We start from the raw sequence: 15,591 nt of genomic DNA, 5'->3' as shown, positions 1-15,591 counted from the left end.
TTGTGGAAGTGCGGGCCGAACGGGATGAACTCGCCGTCGCCGAACGCGTCCTTGAACGGATGACCGGGCAGCTCGCCGAAGAGCGTTCCTCAGCCAGGCCGATGCCGGGGCAGGTGGGCGGACGGGCGGTGATGCTCATCCCACACCGCAAGCCGAACGTGGAAGAAGAAGCTCTGCCGTGGGACTACCAGCGCATCATCGCCGCCGTGCGGCAGGCCGCCGGACCGGTCATGGCCCGTGAAGTCGGTGAGGTGGTGGGGGTCGACGTCAGCGTGAAGGCCAAGCTCGAACCGCTACGCAGCAAGCTGATCAAACTCGTCGATCGCGGCTGGCTGCGGAAACTGCCCGACGGCCGGTTCACCACCCGCCTGTGACCAGCAAAACCGCCACTCGAAGCGGCTTGGAACAGACGTAACCGGCTCACCTCCGGCGGCCGTTGAAATTGTGTGACGAATTGCCGGGGACACCTACCCGCTTGTCTACCAATGCCGTCTGCCGCTGTCCACGCGCACCGTCAACCACCTCGCCGACCTACTGCGGCGCCACCTGAAGGCGATCCGGTCCAGGTGGCGGACTCTGCCGCCAGGGAAGATCGCGGTGATCGTCCTGGCCGTACTGCGCCACGACCAGCACCTGGCCGACATGGCCGGCGGCAACAACGTGTCTGAGTCCACCGTTCGCCGCTGGCGCGACGAGCTGATCGGACTGCTCGCCGCCCAGGCGCCGCGGCTGGACCGCGCTCTGAAGAAGGTCGCCAAGCAAGGCGGGGAAAGTGGTCCTGATCGACGGCACCCTCATCCGCACCCAGCGCCGCTCCGGCCAGGCTGACCGGCGGAACTACTCCGGCAAGCACCGCACTCATGGCCTGCACTTCCTCGCCCTGACCGACGAGAGCGGCCGCCTGATCTGGATATCCGCCGCCCGACCCGGCCGCACCCACGACAACACCGCTGCCCGCCACGACCACATATTGGCCCACCTGCGCGCCGCCGGCCTCGGAGCTCTCGCGGACCTCGGCTTCCGCGGCCTGGACAACGACGTCCTCGACCCCGTGGTCGTCACCGGCTACATCGCCACCCGCACCCACAAGCTCACCCCAGGCCAGAAGACCGCCAACCGCGTCCTCGCCACCGGACGGGCACCGGTCGAGCACGGCTTCGCCCACCTCAAGAACTGGCGGACCCTCGCCAAACTACGCACCGACCCCGCCCGCGCCACCCGCCTCTTACGCGCCCTGCTCGTGCTGACGAACCTCGAAGTCAACCGGTGACGGACGATCTTCTCCACAGACTCCCGCCCACGACCAGCACGAGTACCCCGAAAGCCGGTCACACTAGCTCTTTGACCTGCTACTTCAAGTTGGCGGAGGCTCACTGAAGAACAGCCGCCGAGTACCACTCAGGTCGATCGGGTATGCCGTTGCGGCAACGCCGTCCACAGCAGAGAGGTCTTCCAGACCTCCCGATCGGCTGCCCAGCCACGCAGGACTTCGCGGACCTCCGCCTGAGAGGTCGCCTGCGCCGCGAAGCACTCCGCGGCGCCGATGCCGTGCTCCACCTCGTAGGTCTCATCCTCACGGAGCAAGACGTGGATGTACTCGTCGTCCTCGAAGCGGTCGGTCAGCCGCTCGAGGAGCAGGTACTTCCTGATGGTCAGGCCGTCAAGCATCGCCTCGATGGCCCCGAGCTCGGGGTCATGTGCGATCCGGCCGCCCACGAGCGCGACTGTTCCGATCGGTCCAAGGCCCTGCCTGCGCCGCTTGTCCCGGAGCCACGTCCTCTCCTGAACGGTCAGGAGAGGAAGCGGTACGGGCGGCCCGTCTGGGTTGTAGACCGCGATGGGGTCGTTCGGGTCGGACCACGAACCTGCATTCCACAGCCGGTAGACATGTACGCCGCCGTCGGACTGCGGCACGGCGAGGGTCTCCGGTGCGGGAGGACCAGGAATACAGCGCCCCACATCCTCGCCGTACGGACCTCCATGGAAGATGGCGTGCATCCAGCCACTCGGCGGCCTGCCCATCATGTCGAAGACATCTTCCACCACATACCCCTCGCCCACATCCTAGAGTTCACGGTCATGATCGGCCCGACAGCGCCCAACGAGCTCGCCAGGCTGTTTATCGAAAGTGGATGAAGGAGTGTCCTTCAGAGGCCGCGGATGGCCGCCGCCAGGTCGGATCCGTAGGAGGCCCAACAGATCACCGAGCCGTCACCGTCGAGCTGACCCATGAACCACTCACCGTCCTCCCGCACGAGACACAAATCGTGGAACGCAAGGATCACATCGGGCCGGAGCAGTTCGTAGTCGCCCTGACCGGCCACCTCCAGGACCACGAGCCGATCGATGGAGAGCGAGATGGCGCTCGGGTCTCCTGAGTGCGCGCGCACGCGTCCGATCGTCCAGCCGGCGGGCAGTTCTGGGGCCACCAGGGCATGGTCCCAGGAGGCCGCCCGTCGCAGCCACTCGTTAAGGACAACCTGTGCAGTCAGGTGGGCCCCGGGCCGCTCCGGGCGCGCATGGGACCAGTCCGACCGCTCCCCCCTTCGCATGTGCTGCGGGAACGGACTTGCCGGCCGTCAGTCCTCAATCGCCTGGTACAGAGTGGTCCAGAAGTCGTGCATCAGGTGGACCGAGTCGGGGACTGAGGTGCCGACCTGGGTGAGGAGGATGCCGACGATGTTGTTGACGGGGTCGGCATAAGTGGAGGTGCCGGCGCCGCCGTCCCAGCCGAACTGGCCGACGGGAGCGTAGTCGCCGCGGTAGGTCCGCACTCCCATTCCGAAGCCCCAACCGCCGTGCTGGCCCTGGCCGAAGGAGATGTGGACGTTGTTGGTGGCCAGCTCGGTGCGGGCGGCGTTCTGCGCGGGGGTGAGACGGTTGGTGGTCATCAGCTCCACCGCCCGCCTGGACAGAACGCGCTCGCCGCCGTGCTTGCCGCCGTTCAGCAGCATCTTGAAGTAGGCGTGGTAGTCGTCCGCTGTGGAGACCAGACCACCGCCACCGCCATGGAACGCCGGAGGGATGTTCCACCGGCCGCCCTTGGACTCGTCCCATACGTGGAACTCGCCGGACTCAGGGTCCGGCGCGTAGAGGACCGGCAGCCGGTCGATCTTGTCGTCCGGGACGTGGAAGCCGGTGTCCTCCATCCCCAGCGGGCCGAAGATACTGTCGCGCAGAGCCTCCTCGAAGGTCTTGCCGGTCACCCGGGAGACCAGTACGCCGGCCAGGTCGCTGGCGAGCTGGTACTGCCAGTGTTCGCCGGGCTGGTGCATCAGCGGCAGCGCGCCCAGGCGGCGCAGCCACTCGTCCTGCTCGGGCATCGGCGTGGGCAGATTGGGCGTCAGGCCCTGTGCGAAAACCTCGTTCATGATCGGCGTACCGATGGAGGTCATGTCCATACCGAGGCCGAAGGTGGAGGTCAGCACGTCCCGGACGGTTATTGGACGGCGTGCCGGGACGGTCTCGTCGATCGGGCCGTCGAACGCCTTCAGCACCTGACGGTCTGCCAGCTCCGGCAGCCACCGGTCCACCGGGTCGTCCAGCCGCAGCCGGCACTCGTCGAGCAGCACCATCGCCGCCGCTATCGAGACCGGCTTGGAGGTGGACGCCATCCGGAAGATGGTGTCCCGGCGCATCGGCGCGCCGCCGTCGTGCTCCATCGCGCCGAGCGTCTCGACGTACGTCTCGTCGTCCTTGCTGTACAGGGCGACGACGCCGGGAATCTTGCCGGAGTCGACGTGGCGGGCCAGCACGTCGCGGATCTTGCGCTGTCCGGAAGCGGTGAACTGGGACATGGTGGGGTGCTCCCTGGTCGGGTGGAAGTGTCGGCGAAGTGGGACAGCGGGGGGTGACGCGGCCGTTGCGGAGCGGCTGCTCGGCGAGGAAGTCGCCGGCGCCCAGCAGGTCAACGCACGTGCGGGAAGGCGATCAGGCCGAGCAGCTGCGAGGGCGGCCCGAGCACCGTCTCTCGCGTGCCCGACATGGCCGTCCACATGTGATCGCGACGGGTGGAGCGCTCGGGGCGGGTTGCGACCTCGTCCCTCGTGACGGTCCGGGTGCTGAGCTCGGTGCTTCCGCGGCCGGGGGCCGCCAGGCGGCTCGCGGTGGTGTTCGGGGAGCCGGTGGCGTGGCCGGCCGGGGGTGTGATCACGGGTGTGCGAGGGGTGTCACGGGTGGTATCCAGCTTGTGCAAGGGCTGCTCGCTTCTTCTAGAGGGACTTCGGTACGGAGGTCAGGGCGCGAGCACGTCGAGCTGGAACTCGCGCGTGCGCCGGTACGTGCGGAAACCCATTGCGCGGTTGACCGCCAGCATGTGGACGTTGTCCTCGGCGTTGTCCGTCTCGATCTCGACCACTCCCGGGTACTCGGCGCGCAGCCTGCGCACCATGGCGGCCTTGACCCACAGCCCCAGCCCGTGGCCGCGGTGCGCGGGCACGACCGCCGTGTCGTACTGCTGGGCGCGCGGCCCGGAGCCCCCGGGGAGCACGACCTCGGTGTAGCCGGCCATGGTGCCGTCGTCGTGGACGGCGGCGATGGTCAGTAGTACGTCCCCTCGGTCGGAGATCACCTTGCCCATGGCGCGGACGCGGTCGGCGTCCCACGCGACGCTGCCGTAGTCCAGCTCTCCCATGGGCATGTCGTTCATCGCGTTCTTGGCCGCGGCGAAGGCGTCGGCCAGGCCGTCGGGAACCGTTCCGGTCCAGCCGGCCAGCCGGTACCCGGGGCGCTCGGTACCGATGGTCGTGATCACGGCTGCCTCGTCCCACCGGTCCAGGTGCAGCAGCAGGTGATCCAGGCTCAGCGCCCGTCGGAAGCCCCACCGTTCGCAGAAGGCTTCGCCCGGGCTGTCGGCCGGAGCTTCGACGATCAGGCTCCGCCGGCCCTCGGTGCGGCAGGCCGCCACGACGGTCGACAGCAGGCGGGAGCCGGCTCCCAGTCGCCGGTGCGCGGGGTCGACGTGGAGTTCCAGTTCGGCCAGGTGATCCCTCCCCTGGGAGGCGAACAGCCGCAGGCCCGCGACCGCGAACGGGACACCGTCCGCTCCGGTGGCCAGCCAGGTCAGCCGGGAGCTGTCCAGGGTGGGCTTGGTGAGCTGGGCGTCGACCTGTGCCAAGCCGGGAGGCGGCACTCCCGGCAGGTCGTGGGTCATCGAGGCGGCGACGACCTGGTGCCACGCGGCGGCATCGGTGACCGAGACTCGATGGAGGGGTACGACGTGGACGTGCTCGGACAAGGTGACGACTCCTGCAATCGATGTGACCTGATGCACGGAAAGCTATGGCGGTCTGACGGTCCGGCACATCGGTCGGCATGACTTAACGTGTTGATCAAGAAGGCGGGATCCTTAGGTAGATTGACCCCATGCTGTACGGGCGGGGGATCGAGCAGGACCAGATACGCCGGATGCTCATGCGTGCCGGTGACGGTGCGAGCTGCGCGCTGGTGATTCACGGTGAGGCCGGAATAGGCAAGACGGCACTGATGGAGTACGCCGCCGGGCTCGCGGGCCCTGGGCGCGTGCTGCGGACCGTGGGCATCGAGTCGGAGACGGAGCTGGCCTTCGGCGGCCTGCACCAGCTCCTGTGGCCCGTCAGCGGTCATCTGGACCGGCTGCCCCCGCCGCAGGCAGCTGCCCTGAACGCAGCGTTCGGGCTGTCCGGCGAATCGGTGCGAGACCGGTTCAGCCTGGGGACAGCGGTGCTGACGGCCCTGTCGCAGGCCGCGGGCGGCGGTCCTCTCCTGTGCCTGATCGACGACTCCCAGTGGCTGGACCGGGCGTCCCTGGACGCACTGACGTTCGCGGCACGGCGGCTCCACACCGAGGGTGTGGTGATGCTGTTCGCCGTCCGGGACGGTGTGCCCGGCGGGCAGATCACCGGCTTGCCGCAACTGCTGCTGGAGGGACTCGACTCCGCGGCCGTCGACGCCTTTCTCGGCGACCGCGTCGCCACCCTGTCGCCCTACGCACGGGAACAGATCATCGAGCAAGCTCAGGGCAACCCGCTTGCCCTGCTGGAACTGCCCGCGGCTCTCACCGCGGAACAGCGTGCCGGCCAGCTGAACCCCGTCTCTCTTCCCGCCGGGCTGTCCTCGCCCTCCAGCCGGATCCAGGAGACATTCCAGGAACAGATCCGCCGACTGCCCGACCCCACCCGGGCCATGCTGCTGGTGGCCGCCGCCGACGACTCCGGCGACCTCGACCTCGTACTGCGGGCATCGACCCGCTTCGGCGCCACGCTGGAGGACCTCGAACCCGCTGAACGGGCCACTCTCGTCCTGCTCACCGAGCGCACCCTGTCCTTCCGCCATCCCCTCGTCAGGTCCGCCACCTACCAGGACGCCGCGCTGGCCCGGCGCCTCGCAGCCCATCGGGCACTGGCCGACGCGCTGGAAGGGGAGCCGGGCCATGCCCAGCACGCCGACCGCCGGGCCTGGCATCTGGCGGCCGCCACGACCGGAACCGACGAAGCCGTCGCCGCCGAGATGGTGGGCGTCGCACAGAGGGCGGGAGGCCGTCAGGGGACCGCCTCGGCCTCGGCATCCTACGAACGGGCAGCGCAGCTGACCGCGGACTCCGCCGGACGCGCCCGGCTCCTGGCCGCCGCGGCCTTCACTTCTGCCGAGGCCGGGCAGTTCCACCGCACCGCGGCCCTCACCGACCGCATCAACGCGCTCGCCCTGGACCAGGGAATGCTCGCCGACTTCGCCCGCGTGCGGGCCATCGTCGAACTCGACCGGGGATCACCAGGCCAGGCCGCGCGCATCCTGCTCGAATGCGCGGACCGGCTCGGTCGTTCCGCCGATCTGGCTGCGGTACTGACCGAGGCGGTCCAGACGGCGCAGTCGTCGGGCGACCGCCGGCTGATGGCCGACGTAGCAGCCCGGCTCCCCGACTCGCCGGAGTACGCGATGGCGAGAGCGATGACAGGCCCCCTCGACGCGGTCAGGGACACGGTGGGTCACTCGCAGGCCGTGGACGGGGAGGCAGGTTTCGCCGAAAGGGTGCTGTCCGGGACGTACAGCCAGCTCTTCGCCGATCACCGCACCGCCCTCGATGTCGCCGACGCCTGCGTACGCGACTGCCGGGCCCAGGACATGGTCGGCTGGCTCCACACCGCACTGCACCTCCTCGCCGAGGTCCAACTGTCGCTGGGGCTCTACGAGGAGGCCCGCACCGCCGCTACAGAAGGGTTGGCCGTCGCCGAGCAGTTCGGCCGCCGCCACCGCGAAACGTACCTGCGGGCAACCCTCGCTACGCTCGCAGCTCTCCAGGGCGAACAGGAACGGTGCGCCGGCCTGAGCACAGCGGCACTGGACTACGCGGATGCCCACGGCATCGAACTGGCCGCCACCCACGCGCACCGGGCCCTCGGCCTGCTCGCCCTCGGCCTCGGCCACGCCGCGAACGCGCTCACCCACCTGGAAACGGCAAGGTCCCGCGTGGGGCACCCCGCTCTCGCGGCCTTCCTCCTCCCCGACCTGGTGGAGGCCGCGATCCGGGCCGGGCAGCGCGAGCGCGCGACGGAGCCCGCGGCGCTGCTGGCGCAATGGGCGCAGGCCGCACGCCAACCCGCGGCACTCGCCCTTTCACACCGCTGCCAGGCGCTGACCGGTCCGGACAACCAGGCGGAGCAGCACTTCACGGACGCCCTGCACCTGCATGACGAGGGCACCACCCAGCCGTTCGAACGAGCCCGCACCGAGCTGCTGTACGGAGAATGGCTCCGCCGCGAACGACGCCGGACCGACGCCCGCAGCCGCCTCCGCACCGCCCTGGAGACATTCGAGACGCTCGACGCCCAGCCATGGGCGACCCGGGCCCGCACCGAACTCCAGGCCAGCGGTGAGACCCTGGACCCCGACAGCCGTCCGAACGCACTGCTCAGCCGACTCAGCCCACAGGAACGCGAAGTCGTACGGCTCGCCGCCACGGGCGCCACCAACCGCCAGATCGCCACCCAGCTCTTCCTGAGCCCCCGCACCGTCGGCCACCACCTCTACCGGGCCTTCCCCAAGCTCGGCATCACCACCCGCACCGAACTCCCGCCCCTCCTGGGTCAGGACCGATGACCCCACTGAGCGCTCTTGGCCCTGGATGACATGAGCAGCCGGGCCGAGCTCAAGGTATCTGACCACTCGCACACCGGGCAGGGCATGGGGTGGCTGCGTGCGGTCCGGCGGCAGGGGGTGCAGACCGGGCCGCGCAGGCGTTCCTGCTCGGTCGCGATCGAGAATCCCTTCGCAACCTGGACAGACCCGACCGCCCGGGACGGCCCGGCGCAGCGGCCGGACGCGTCCGCAGCGCAGGCAGGCCAGGGCCCGCACTCCGTTGACCCCATGGTCGGCCAGGGTGGTGATGGACGAGTACGACTTCTCCTTCCAGCCCGACCTCGACCCTCGCAAGATCTTCGTCCAGAACACGGCCAACGCCGCCCTGCTCGGGCCGCCCGGGGTCGGCAAGACACACATCGCCGTCAGCCTGGCGGTCGCTGCCTGCCGGGCCGGCTACGCGATCTACTTCACGACCCTCGACGACATGGTCCGCCAGCTCAAAGCCGCGGACGATATCGGCCGCCTGACCCGCAAGATGCACACCTACCTGCGACCCAACGTCCCCGTCCTCGATGAAGTCGGCTAGCAGCCCCTTGAACGGGCGGAGGCCAACCTCGTCTTCCAATTGATCTCGAAGCGATACGAAAAGGGCTCGATCATCCTGACCTCGAACAAGTCCTTCACAAAATCGCACATGTTCCGGCGAACCCGTGCGAGGTGCTGCCTGAACAGCACGGGTTCAAAACGAATAGGCAGACCGCCAGGCTGGACGTACTCTGCGGGCTGTGACAGTGAGATACGTGTTGGACGGCAGTCAGGTCAGGACGCTGGAGGACTTTTGGCGGGTCGCCGGCGCGAGCATCGGCTGCGGCGGTTACTTCGGCCGGAACCTCGATGCCTTCGCTGACTGCCTCCGCGGAGGCTTCGGGACACCGGACGACGGCGACTATCTGATCGAGTGGCGTGACCACGAAGCCTCCCGTCAGAATCTCGGACACCCCGAGACCGCGCGGCAGCTTGAGCTGATGCTCGGGCGATGCCATCCGACGCACAAGGCCAGCATGGGAGCCAGGCTCGCAGATGCCCGTGCCGGACGTGGCCCGACCGTCTTCGATTGGCTGGTCGAGATCATCGAAGAAGAGCTGCCGGGCGGGCTGAGTCTTCGCTAGCCGGCCATTCGTCACAGGGCTGGCAATCGGCCCTCGTCGACGTGGTCGGCGAGATAGATCAGGGCGGCCTGCGGGTCCATGCCGAACGAGGCGGCGACGAGTTTGGGATCCAGGGTGTTCACCAGGTCGACCAGACGGGTGCTGCGGATCACCCGGGGTGGGAAGCCGCAGTCGTCAAGAATGTGGGAGAGATAGGCAGTTGAGGCCGGGCTCCGTCCGGCCTTTGTCCCTTTGGTGACCAGGACGTGCGGGTTCTCGGTCGGCCAGGCGTCACGGTGGGCCAGGCATCGCTGCAGCGCCGTCCAGGAGGCAGGGTCCAGAGGGACGGGTTGGGGGCGCTTGCCGAGTCGGATTCTCTGGGCGGAATGGTCAACTTCGGTGATCTGGAGTAACCGGACCTCCGAACTGGAGGCGCCGTGCAACAGGGCGAGCATGCCCACCAGCGCCTCGTGGGGGTGAACGTGCTCTTCGGTCGTCCAGCGGCGGAACAGCTCGCGCTGCTGGTCGAGGGTGAGGGTCTGGCCTCGGAAGCCTTTCGCCTCCTTCACGACCAGGCCGCGGGTCGGGTCGACCGGTACCAGCTTCTGGGCCCGCGCGAAGCGGAAGAACTGCCGCAGCACGGTTAGTCGCCGCTTGCGGGCCTGGGGCAGGACGGCCAGGAAGGCTTCAACGTCGTGCACGTCGACGATGGACCAGCCGTCCTTGTCGCGCTCGTTGATCAGGAAGATGGCAAGGTCCCGCAGAGTGGCCAGGGCGGCTTCCAAGGTGTGGTTGCTGCGGGGCCCTTGCAGCCGGCCGCGACCTGCGGAGCCGCGACGGCCTCGGCCAGGATGACTTCCTTGCGGGTGTCGCAGCCGTCGGAGGCGATCAGGCCCTTGTTCCAGTGCTTGTAGAGGTCGCGCTTGTAGCCGTCCCGGTGCTCGTCCGCGACGGAAAGCTGGTCGATCGCCTCGAACAGCGGCAGCGGCGCGCGTACTGCCCGCGCACCCGGTTTGGCGGGAGGGGAGGCGACCGTGGCGGCCGCGGCCGGTCGCGGGCCTGCAGCGTGGGAGGCGGGGGCGGTGGTGAGCAGCGGCAGGGCGGCGAGGGTGAGTGCGGGCAGGCTGCGCAGCATCAGGTTCTTGATCACGTGGGTGGGTGTAGCGCGGCTCGCGTGGTCTGCGACAGGGGGTGGGCAGCCAACTCACCCGTGCGGGCGGTCTGATTCACCGGGGAAACGATCACTCCGGCCACGCGGTTCCCCCGGTCTGTGCCGCCTCGGTGATGGTCTGGTGGAGGTGGTCCAGGTCGAAGGTGCGGTCGTCACGGACAAGGGCGCCCACGGTTTCGCGGCCGCTGGCGCGTTCGCGGCGGCCTCCTGGGCGGTGAAGGCGCTCCAGAATCGGCCACGCTATACCGGCTGTTCCGCCACCTTGCGCGCCGCCTCAGCGTTGCTGCCATCGCCGGTCCGCGTCAGGTGTTGGTGCCTGGAGGCACGGCGGACGCCAACGATCACATTTTGTCTGATGGTCGGTCATTACGATGCAGTTCCGATCATGTGTTAGTTCCTGGGCCGGAGCCTCGTAGGACAGGGTTGCAGGCGCGGAGTGCGCCGGTGAACCTACGAACATCTGGAGCCTGCAATGACGCTCCTGGAAGTGATCGCGTACGCCCCGGTGGTGGTGAGCACCGCCGGTGGGCTGCGCGCGCTGTGGCGCCTGGTGAGGCGCAAGTTGCCCGCCGGGCCGCCGGTGCCGCCGTCCGTGTCCGTGTCTGTGTCTGTGTGCGGTTGTCCCGGGGGCCGCGTTGTGCGGTACGAAGCCGCGGACGGAGGTGTGCTGACCGTCTGGGCGGTCGGGCCCGTCACCGCGGCGGCGGGACGGCTGCGTGAGGAGCACAGCCCGTGGTAGCCGGCAGCCGGGCCGAGCCCGGGCCAGGCGAGGAAACCGCGGAGCTTGTGCTCGCCGCGTACCCGAAGTGCATGCGCCAAGGTCTGCGCTGGCTGCGCCGCCGGTGTCCGGCGATGCCGCCGACCTGGCAGGAGGGAATCGCGGAGGAGGCCTTCTACCGCACAGCGACACGATGGCTGGCCGATCCCTCCCTGGCCGGCCGGGAGGTGGTGCCCTACTACCTGACAGTGGTCCGCAACCTGGTCGCCGACCAGGCCCGTGCTGGCAGGCCGGTTCCCATACCGCGTGCCCCGGACAGCCTGCAGTCCGGTGTGCAGCCCTGGAAGGGGCAGCTCCACGACGACACCGCGCTGTTGGAGACGGTGGTCATCCCGGCGATCCGGACCATGCGCCCGGGGCAGCGGCGGACGGTGGTGGAGATGCAGAGCGGCGGGGCCGACGACACGGCGATCGCGACCGCGATGGGCATTCCCCGCAAACAGGTGCAGATCCAGCGTGTGCGGGCGATCAAGGAGTTGCGACAGAAATTGAGGAAGTTGATCCGCCCTGCGGGGCGGATGCGGCAACGTGGGGAAAGGGACTCGGGTGAGTGACGTAACAGCGGACCGGCGCACCGCAGGGAACACCGCCGCACGGCTTGCCGCCCTGATGTCCCGCCTGGCGGGCCCGGCCGACTTCTGGGACCGCCCCGACGGCAGCTGGGCCGCACCCAGCCCACCCGACGGCCCCGGTGGCAGGAAGCGGCCGGATGCGGCCGATGTGAACTCCGCCTACCGTCTGGGTTCCAAAGCCCTGCGCCGCGGGGACGCGCAGGCCGCCGAGCAGTGGCTGGGCCAGGCCGCCGAGCACGGCCACCCCGGCGCCGTCTTCCGCCTCGCGGTCTTGACCGCCCGCCTGGGCGGACCCGAGCTCCACACCGAGGTGACCCAGCTGGTCGCGGCCGCTGCCCACCTCGGGCACGGCGACGCGCTCGCGTTGCGTGAGGACATGGCGGCGTTCCCGGCCGACGGACAGGCCGTGGAGGACTCCGAGTTCGCCGACGAGCTGTGCGCGGCGCTCCTGTCCGGCGCGGGCGGCATGCCGGGGCGCAGCGTCGAGTTCTCGGCCTCGCCGTTGCGTGCTCCGCGGTTGACGGTGGCGGCGCGGCAGGTGCCCGGGCAGGGGTCGGCACCGGCGCAGTGGAAGGCGGTGGAGCGGGCTTTGCGGATCCTGCATGTGCTGCACGGCTCTTCCGTGGCGCTCAGCCCGGCGCAGTTGTCGAAGCGGGCCCGGCTTTCGAAGGGGGTGGTGGAGCGGCTGCTGCCGTGGCTGTGCCAGCGCGGTATGGCCGACGGGCTGCCCGATGGGGGGTATGCGCCGGGCCCGGATCTGCTGGCGCTGGCGCAGCCGTCGGGGGGTGCGGCCGAGAGTGCGCTGCAGCGGACGCTGGCCACGCTGCGGGACGCGGTGGGGGCCGCGGTCTACGTCAGCAGCTACACCGACGGCGAGGTGCATATCTCCCGGCTCTCCGACGGCCCCCAGGCCCCCCGCGTCTACGAGTGGGTCGATTTCCGGTTCGCCGGGCACGCCAGCGCGGTCGGCAAGAGCCTGTTGCACCAGCTGCCGTTCGAAGCCCGCATGGACCACCTCGCCCGCCGCCACCCCGTTCGCCTGACCCCGCGTACCATCACCGACCCCGCACGCCTGTTTCGCATCATCGACCACAACGGTCCCCGCTCGGTGCAGTTCGACTGGCAGGAGTACTCCCCGCGTGAGGTGTGCGTGGCGGTGCCCCTCAGCTTCGGTCAGGCCGAAGCCCTCGCCTTGTCCCTGCCCGCCTCACAGCGCCACCGCCTCAAGGAAGCCGCCCAGACCCTCACCGACCAGTCCGCCACCGTCCTGCTCAGCCTCCTCCTCAGCGGCAACCCGCCCGTCGAACCCGCCTCACCCCGGCAAGGGGAGATCGCGGTCGTCCCGCCTACCGACGGGCTGCTCCTCGCTCGGCCGGCCGCCATCACGGTGCGGACCGGCCCGGCACCCAGCCGGCCCGAACACGACGTCGGAAATCCCACCCGCCCGCCCCGGCCAGCCGCCAGCGGCAAGCCGGCTCTGGACTGGTCCGATGTGGTCGACGACCTCAACGACCACGGCGTCCCTCTCACCCCCATCGCCGACACCTACGCCGCCGCCATGTGACCCGCCCAACCCGACGCTGGCCACAAAGCCGGGCGCGGGGGCCGCATGGTGGGGTTTGCGGGCGGCGATGGGGAGCAGGAGAGCGGTCACGACCAATCCGGTACAACAACGAGGAGGTCCCCAATGTCGGGCACGGAGAAGCGCAAGGCACACGCCGAGCAGGCCAAGGGCAAGGCCGAGGAGACCGTCGGCCGCGCCATCGGCAACGAACGCATGACCGCCCAAGGCCGCGCCGACCAGGCCAAGGGCAAGACCCGCCACGCCAAGGAAGACGTCAAGGACGCCTTCCGCCACTGACGCGCGCGGCCCACAGCCGCTGACGGTCTGGGCCCCGACCTCCCCAGGTCGGGGCCCAGCCGCGTTCACCCGCATCCACACATCCGGCCGGCCCCGTCGGGCACAGCGCAGCTGCGCCTCGTCGTACGCAACCACGACCGGGCAGGTGAGCGGGCCACGGCTGCTCGGCCCGTCGCTGCAGGCGCGGCCGCCGGTGAGAGGGCGTTGGGGCCGGGAGGGTTTCACCGAGGGCCGGGTCGCAGCAGGTCCGTCAGGCCGGTCACTGCCCGGCGTGGAGCACCTCGCCGTGGTCTTGCGTCCAGGTGCGTAGGCGGCGCCGGTTGCCGTCCGTCTCGGCCGACAAGGTGATGGTCACGTCGTCCGAGCCGTGTGTTCCGATGAAGCCGCGGAACCGGTTCACCGCGGATGCCTCGGCTTCCCAGGCCCCCTCGACCTTCGGTCCGCCGGGGGTGAAGGTCATCGACACGTGGAAGCGGACCGTCGGCAGCGGGGGTGTGGGCAGCATGGTGTCGTCTACCGGCCGTGGGTGGTCTCGAAGATCTCTACGGCCGTGGCTCCGCACTGCGCGAGTTCCTGCTGCCGCTGCTCGGCGGAGGTCCGGTCGTAGTGCACGGCCGAGGTCTTCTCCTGGCCGTCGAGGACCCATCTCACCTTGAAACTCACCATCGCCATCGCCGGACCTCCGTCACGCTGCTGAGCGGCCGCCGCGAGAGCACGGAGCCTGCCGTTTGATGCCAGCGTCTCAGCCACCACTGACAATCCCCCGGGCAGCGCCGGACCGGTGTCAGTCCAGTGTCACGCGCAGGACGGACGGCTGGCTGCCGAAGGCCGCAGCACCGCTCCACGGGCCCGGTGTACGGGCGGACCAGGTCAGCCCTCGGGAGCGCCCTCCGCATTTCCTCAGTTGACGAGCTTGTCCAGGCAGTCGCGGTAGGTGTCGCGCGCCGGGCGCACCGCCTTGGCCGCCTTCGTCAGCTCGGCCCGTGCGGCGTCGAGGTCGGCCTGGCGGGCCTCGACATTCGGTGCCTCGGTGGCGGAACGAGCCTTCTCGGCATCCGCACGCAGCACCTTGACGTACTCCCCTGCCCGGTTGCCCCCAAGGGTGCCCTGCGCGCCTTGATCCTTGAGCTCCTTCTCGGTCGCGTCGGCAAGCTTCACCGCGGCATCGGCACTGGCGACCGCATCGTGCTTCCAGACGGCCTGGGCGAGCACGTACTGCTCAGGGTGGATCTTGTAGGCGACACTGCGTGCCCGGTCTGAGCCATCCCGGGTCAAGACGTTGTCCAGCGCCTCGCCGAGCTCTGCGAGGCGGTCGACCTTCGCCCGGTCGGCCTTGGCGCGGTCGAGGGCTTGTTCGGCTGCCGTGACCTTGGCTTCGGCATCCTCGTGATGGTTCTGTGCGTCGAGATACGCGATGTTCTTCTTCGTGCACGGCGGGGCCTGCGGCGCGGCGAACGCCTGGGACGGAGCGAGAGCGGCCAAGGCGGAGGCCGCCAGAAGGGCGGCGGCGGCTGTGGTGCGGATCTTCACGGAGTAGCCCTCATGATCGACTGGGCGGATGGCATCGTGACCAACGGGACCGGCACCACAAGGAAACGGCCGCGTTGCGGTCGCCGGTGTCGCGTCACCGCTTCGAGTGGCGTGTTCATCACCGGCCCCGGGGAGCCTTGCCGGGAAGCACGCACTGGGTCACGCGCAGGACGGACGGCTGGCTGCCGAAGGCCGCAGCACCGCTCCACGGGCCCGGTGTACGGGCGGACCGGGTCAGCCCTCGGGAGCGCCCTCCGTATTCTTTACCGCTGTCACCAAGGCCTTTTCGACCTCGTAGCGGTTCTGCCCGGTCGCCTTCGCATGCTCGGTGACCGCGTCGTGCACCACCGCGGCGGCCTCCAGCCACGGCCGCCACGCCTCCGCGCTGTACGGGCCGGCCGTCGCCCGGGCCCGGGCCTGATCAGCCGCACGCCGTAGCTGGATCAGTTCGTCGGTCAGTTCGATTGCCACCGCGA

20 protein-coding genes and 1 pseudogene are annotated in these 15,591 nt (G+C 69.7%); 10 read left to right on the top strand and 11 right to left on the bottom strand.

The window, feature by feature from the left end:
* From ACFYOB_RS39890 to ACFYOB_RS39880, 3 genes are all read left to right on the top strand, one after another.
* On the top strand, positions 1-374 hold a 374-nt coding region (locus tag ACFYOB_RS39890; protein ID WP_388569540.1), incomplete at its 5' end, for a hypothetical protein.
* Positions 375-597: 223 nt separating this feature from the next.
* Positions 598-828: a hypothetical protein gene (locus tag ACFYOB_RS39885; RefSeq protein WP_388569537.1), complete on the top strand. Its 231-nt coding sequence runs from the start codon at positions 598-600 to the stop codon at positions 826-828.
* Positions 773-1,270 (top strand): transposase family protein, encoded by a 498-nt coding sequence (locus ACFYOB_RS39880; RefSeq protein ID WP_388569534.1) that lies wholly within the window; start codon positions 773-775, stop codon positions 1,268-1,270. Before ACFYOB_RS39885 ends, ACFYOB_RS39880 begins: the two co-directional genes overlap by 56 nt.
* A gap of 128 nt (positions 1,271-1,398) precedes the next feature.
* On the opposite strand, the gene ACFYOB_RS39875 is transcribed toward ACFYOB_RS39880, so the two are convergent.
* The 5 genes from ACFYOB_RS39875 to ACFYOB_RS39855 form a co-directional block, all read right to left on the bottom strand.
* A complete protein-coding gene (locus tag ACFYOB_RS39875) occupies positions 1,399-2,043 on the bottom strand; it encodes a hypothetical protein (RefSeq protein WP_388569531.1) in 645 nt (214 codons plus the stop codon).
* Positions 2,044-2,147: 104 nt separating this feature from the next.
* Complete coding sequence (locus tag ACFYOB_RS39870; protein ID WP_388569529.1) at positions 2,148-2,429, bottom strand: hypothetical protein; 282 nt, start codon at positions 2,427-2,429, stop codon at positions 2,148-2,150.
* A 150-nt stretch (positions 2,430-2,579) separates the two neighbouring features.
* Entirely contained in the window at positions 2,580-3,797 is a 1,218-nt protein-coding gene (locus tag ACFYOB_RS39865; RefSeq protein WP_388569527.1) for a serine hydrolase domain-containing protein, read from the bottom strand.
* 110 nt (positions 3,798-3,907) lie between these two features.
* The gene (locus ACFYOB_RS39860) at positions 3,908-4,195 is read right to left on the bottom strand and encodes a hypothetical protein (RefSeq protein ID WP_388569524.1); all 288 of its coding nucleotides are present in this window, start codon (positions 4,193-4,195) and stop codon (positions 3,908-3,910) included.
* Between the two features lie 39 nt (positions 4,196-4,234).
* A complete protein-coding gene (locus ACFYOB_RS39855; RefSeq protein ID WP_388569522.1) occupies positions 4,235-5,236 on the bottom strand; it encodes a GNAT family N-acetyltransferase in 1,002 nt (333 codons plus the stop codon).
* Between the two features lie 128 nt (positions 5,237-5,364).
* Between ACFYOB_RS39855 and ACFYOB_RS39850 the strand changes: the two genes are divergently transcribed.
* The 3 genes and pseudogenes from ACFYOB_RS39850 (at position 5,365) to ACFYOB_RS39840 (ending at position 9,224) form a co-directional block, all read left to right on the top strand.
* Entirely contained in the window at positions 5,365-8,073 is a 2,709-nt protein-coding gene (locus ACFYOB_RS39850) for an AAA family ATPase (RefSeq protein WP_388569519.1), read from the top strand.
* Between the two features lie 97 nt (positions 8,074-8,170).
* Positions 8,171-8,743 (top strand): annotated as a pseudogene (locus ACFYOB_RS39845) (ATP-binding protein); the annotation flags it as partial.
* Between the two features lie 97 nt (positions 8,744-8,840).
* Positions 8,841-9,224 carry a barstar family protein gene (locus ACFYOB_RS39840; protein ID WP_388569517.1) on the top strand — a complete coding sequence of 128 codons (384 nt, stop codon included), beginning with the start codon at positions 8,841-8,843 and terminating at the stop codon, positions 9,222-9,224.
* A gap of 11 nt (positions 9,225-9,235) precedes the next feature.
* On the opposite strand, the gene ACFYOB_RS39835 is transcribed toward ACFYOB_RS39840, so the two are convergent.
* Both ACFYOB_RS39835 and ACFYOB_RS39830 read right to left on the bottom strand, forming a co-directional pair.
* Positions 9,236-9,988 (bottom strand): hypothetical protein, encoded by a 753-nt coding sequence (locus ACFYOB_RS39835; RefSeq protein WP_388569514.1) that lies wholly within the window; start codon positions 9,986-9,988, stop codon positions 9,236-9,238.
* On the bottom strand, positions 9,943-10,353 hold the full coding sequence (locus tag ACFYOB_RS39830) for a hypothetical protein (protein ID WP_388569512.1): 411 nt from the start codon (positions 10,351-10,353) through the stop codon (positions 9,943-9,945). Before ACFYOB_RS39830 ends, ACFYOB_RS39835 begins: the two co-directional genes overlap by 46 nt.
* Positions 10,354-10,846: 493 nt before the next feature.
* On the opposite strand from ACFYOB_RS39830, the gene ACFYOB_RS39825 reads away from it, so the two are divergent.
* The 4 genes from ACFYOB_RS39825 to ACFYOB_RS39810 all read left to right on the top strand — a co-directional run bounded on the left by ACFYOB_RS39825 (position 10,847) and on the right by ACFYOB_RS39810 (position 13,585).
* Complete coding sequence (locus ACFYOB_RS39825) at positions 10,847-11,113, top strand: hypothetical protein (protein WP_388569510.1); 267 nt, start codon at positions 10,847-10,849, stop codon at positions 11,111-11,113.
* A gap of 47 nt (positions 11,114-11,160) precedes the next feature.
* Entirely contained in the window at positions 11,161-11,706 is a 546-nt protein-coding gene (locus ACFYOB_RS39820) for a hypothetical protein (RefSeq protein ID WP_388569509.1), read from the top strand.
* Positions 11,699-13,288, top strand: a complete 1,590-nt coding sequence (locus ACFYOB_RS39815) for an IclR family transcriptional regulator C-terminal domain-containing protein (RefSeq protein ID WP_388569506.1) — start codon at positions 11,699-11,701, stop codon at positions 13,286-13,288. The genes ACFYOB_RS39820 and ACFYOB_RS39815 overlap by 8 nt, the downstream gene beginning before the upstream one ends.
* Before the next feature lie 123 nt (positions 13,289-13,411).
* On the top strand, positions 13,412-13,585 hold the full coding sequence (locus ACFYOB_RS39810; RefSeq protein WP_388569504.1) for a CsbD family protein: 174 nt from the start codon (positions 13,412-13,414) through the stop codon (positions 13,583-13,585).
* A gap of 259 nt (positions 13,586-13,844) precedes the next feature.
* On the opposite strand, the gene ACFYOB_RS39805 is transcribed toward ACFYOB_RS39810, so the two are convergent.
* The 4 genes from ACFYOB_RS39805 to ACFYOB_RS39790 form a co-directional block, all read right to left on the bottom strand.
* On the bottom strand, positions 13,845-14,090 hold the full coding sequence (locus ACFYOB_RS39805) for a hypothetical protein (RefSeq protein WP_388569502.1): 246 nt from the start codon (positions 14,088-14,090) through the stop codon (positions 13,845-13,847).
* An 8-nt stretch (positions 14,091-14,098) separates the two neighbouring features.
* Positions 14,099-14,257, bottom strand: a complete 159-nt coding sequence (locus ACFYOB_RS39800) for a hypothetical protein (protein ID WP_388569499.1) — start codon at positions 14,255-14,257, stop codon at positions 14,099-14,101.
* A gap of 228 nt (positions 14,258-14,485) precedes the next feature.
* Positions 14,486-15,115 (bottom strand): hypothetical protein, encoded by a 630-nt coding sequence (locus ACFYOB_RS39795; protein ID WP_388569497.1) that lies wholly within the window; start codon positions 15,113-15,115, stop codon positions 14,486-14,488.
* A 234-nt stretch (positions 15,116-15,349) separates the two neighbouring features.
* A complete protein-coding gene (locus ACFYOB_RS39790; protein WP_388569494.1) occupies positions 15,350-15,586 on the bottom strand; it encodes a hypothetical protein in 237 nt (78 codons plus the stop codon).
* Between the last annotated feature and the right edge of the window lie 5 nt (positions 15,587-15,591).

It is taken from the genome of Streptomyces sp. NPDC006463, assembly GCF_042870715.1.
Classification (GTDB): domain Bacteria; phylum Actinomycetota; class Actinomycetes; order Streptomycetales; family Streptomycetaceae; genus Streptomyces.
The sequence above is the reverse complement of the archived record's forward strand: the minus strand, read 5'-3'. Positions and strand labels throughout refer to the sequence as shown.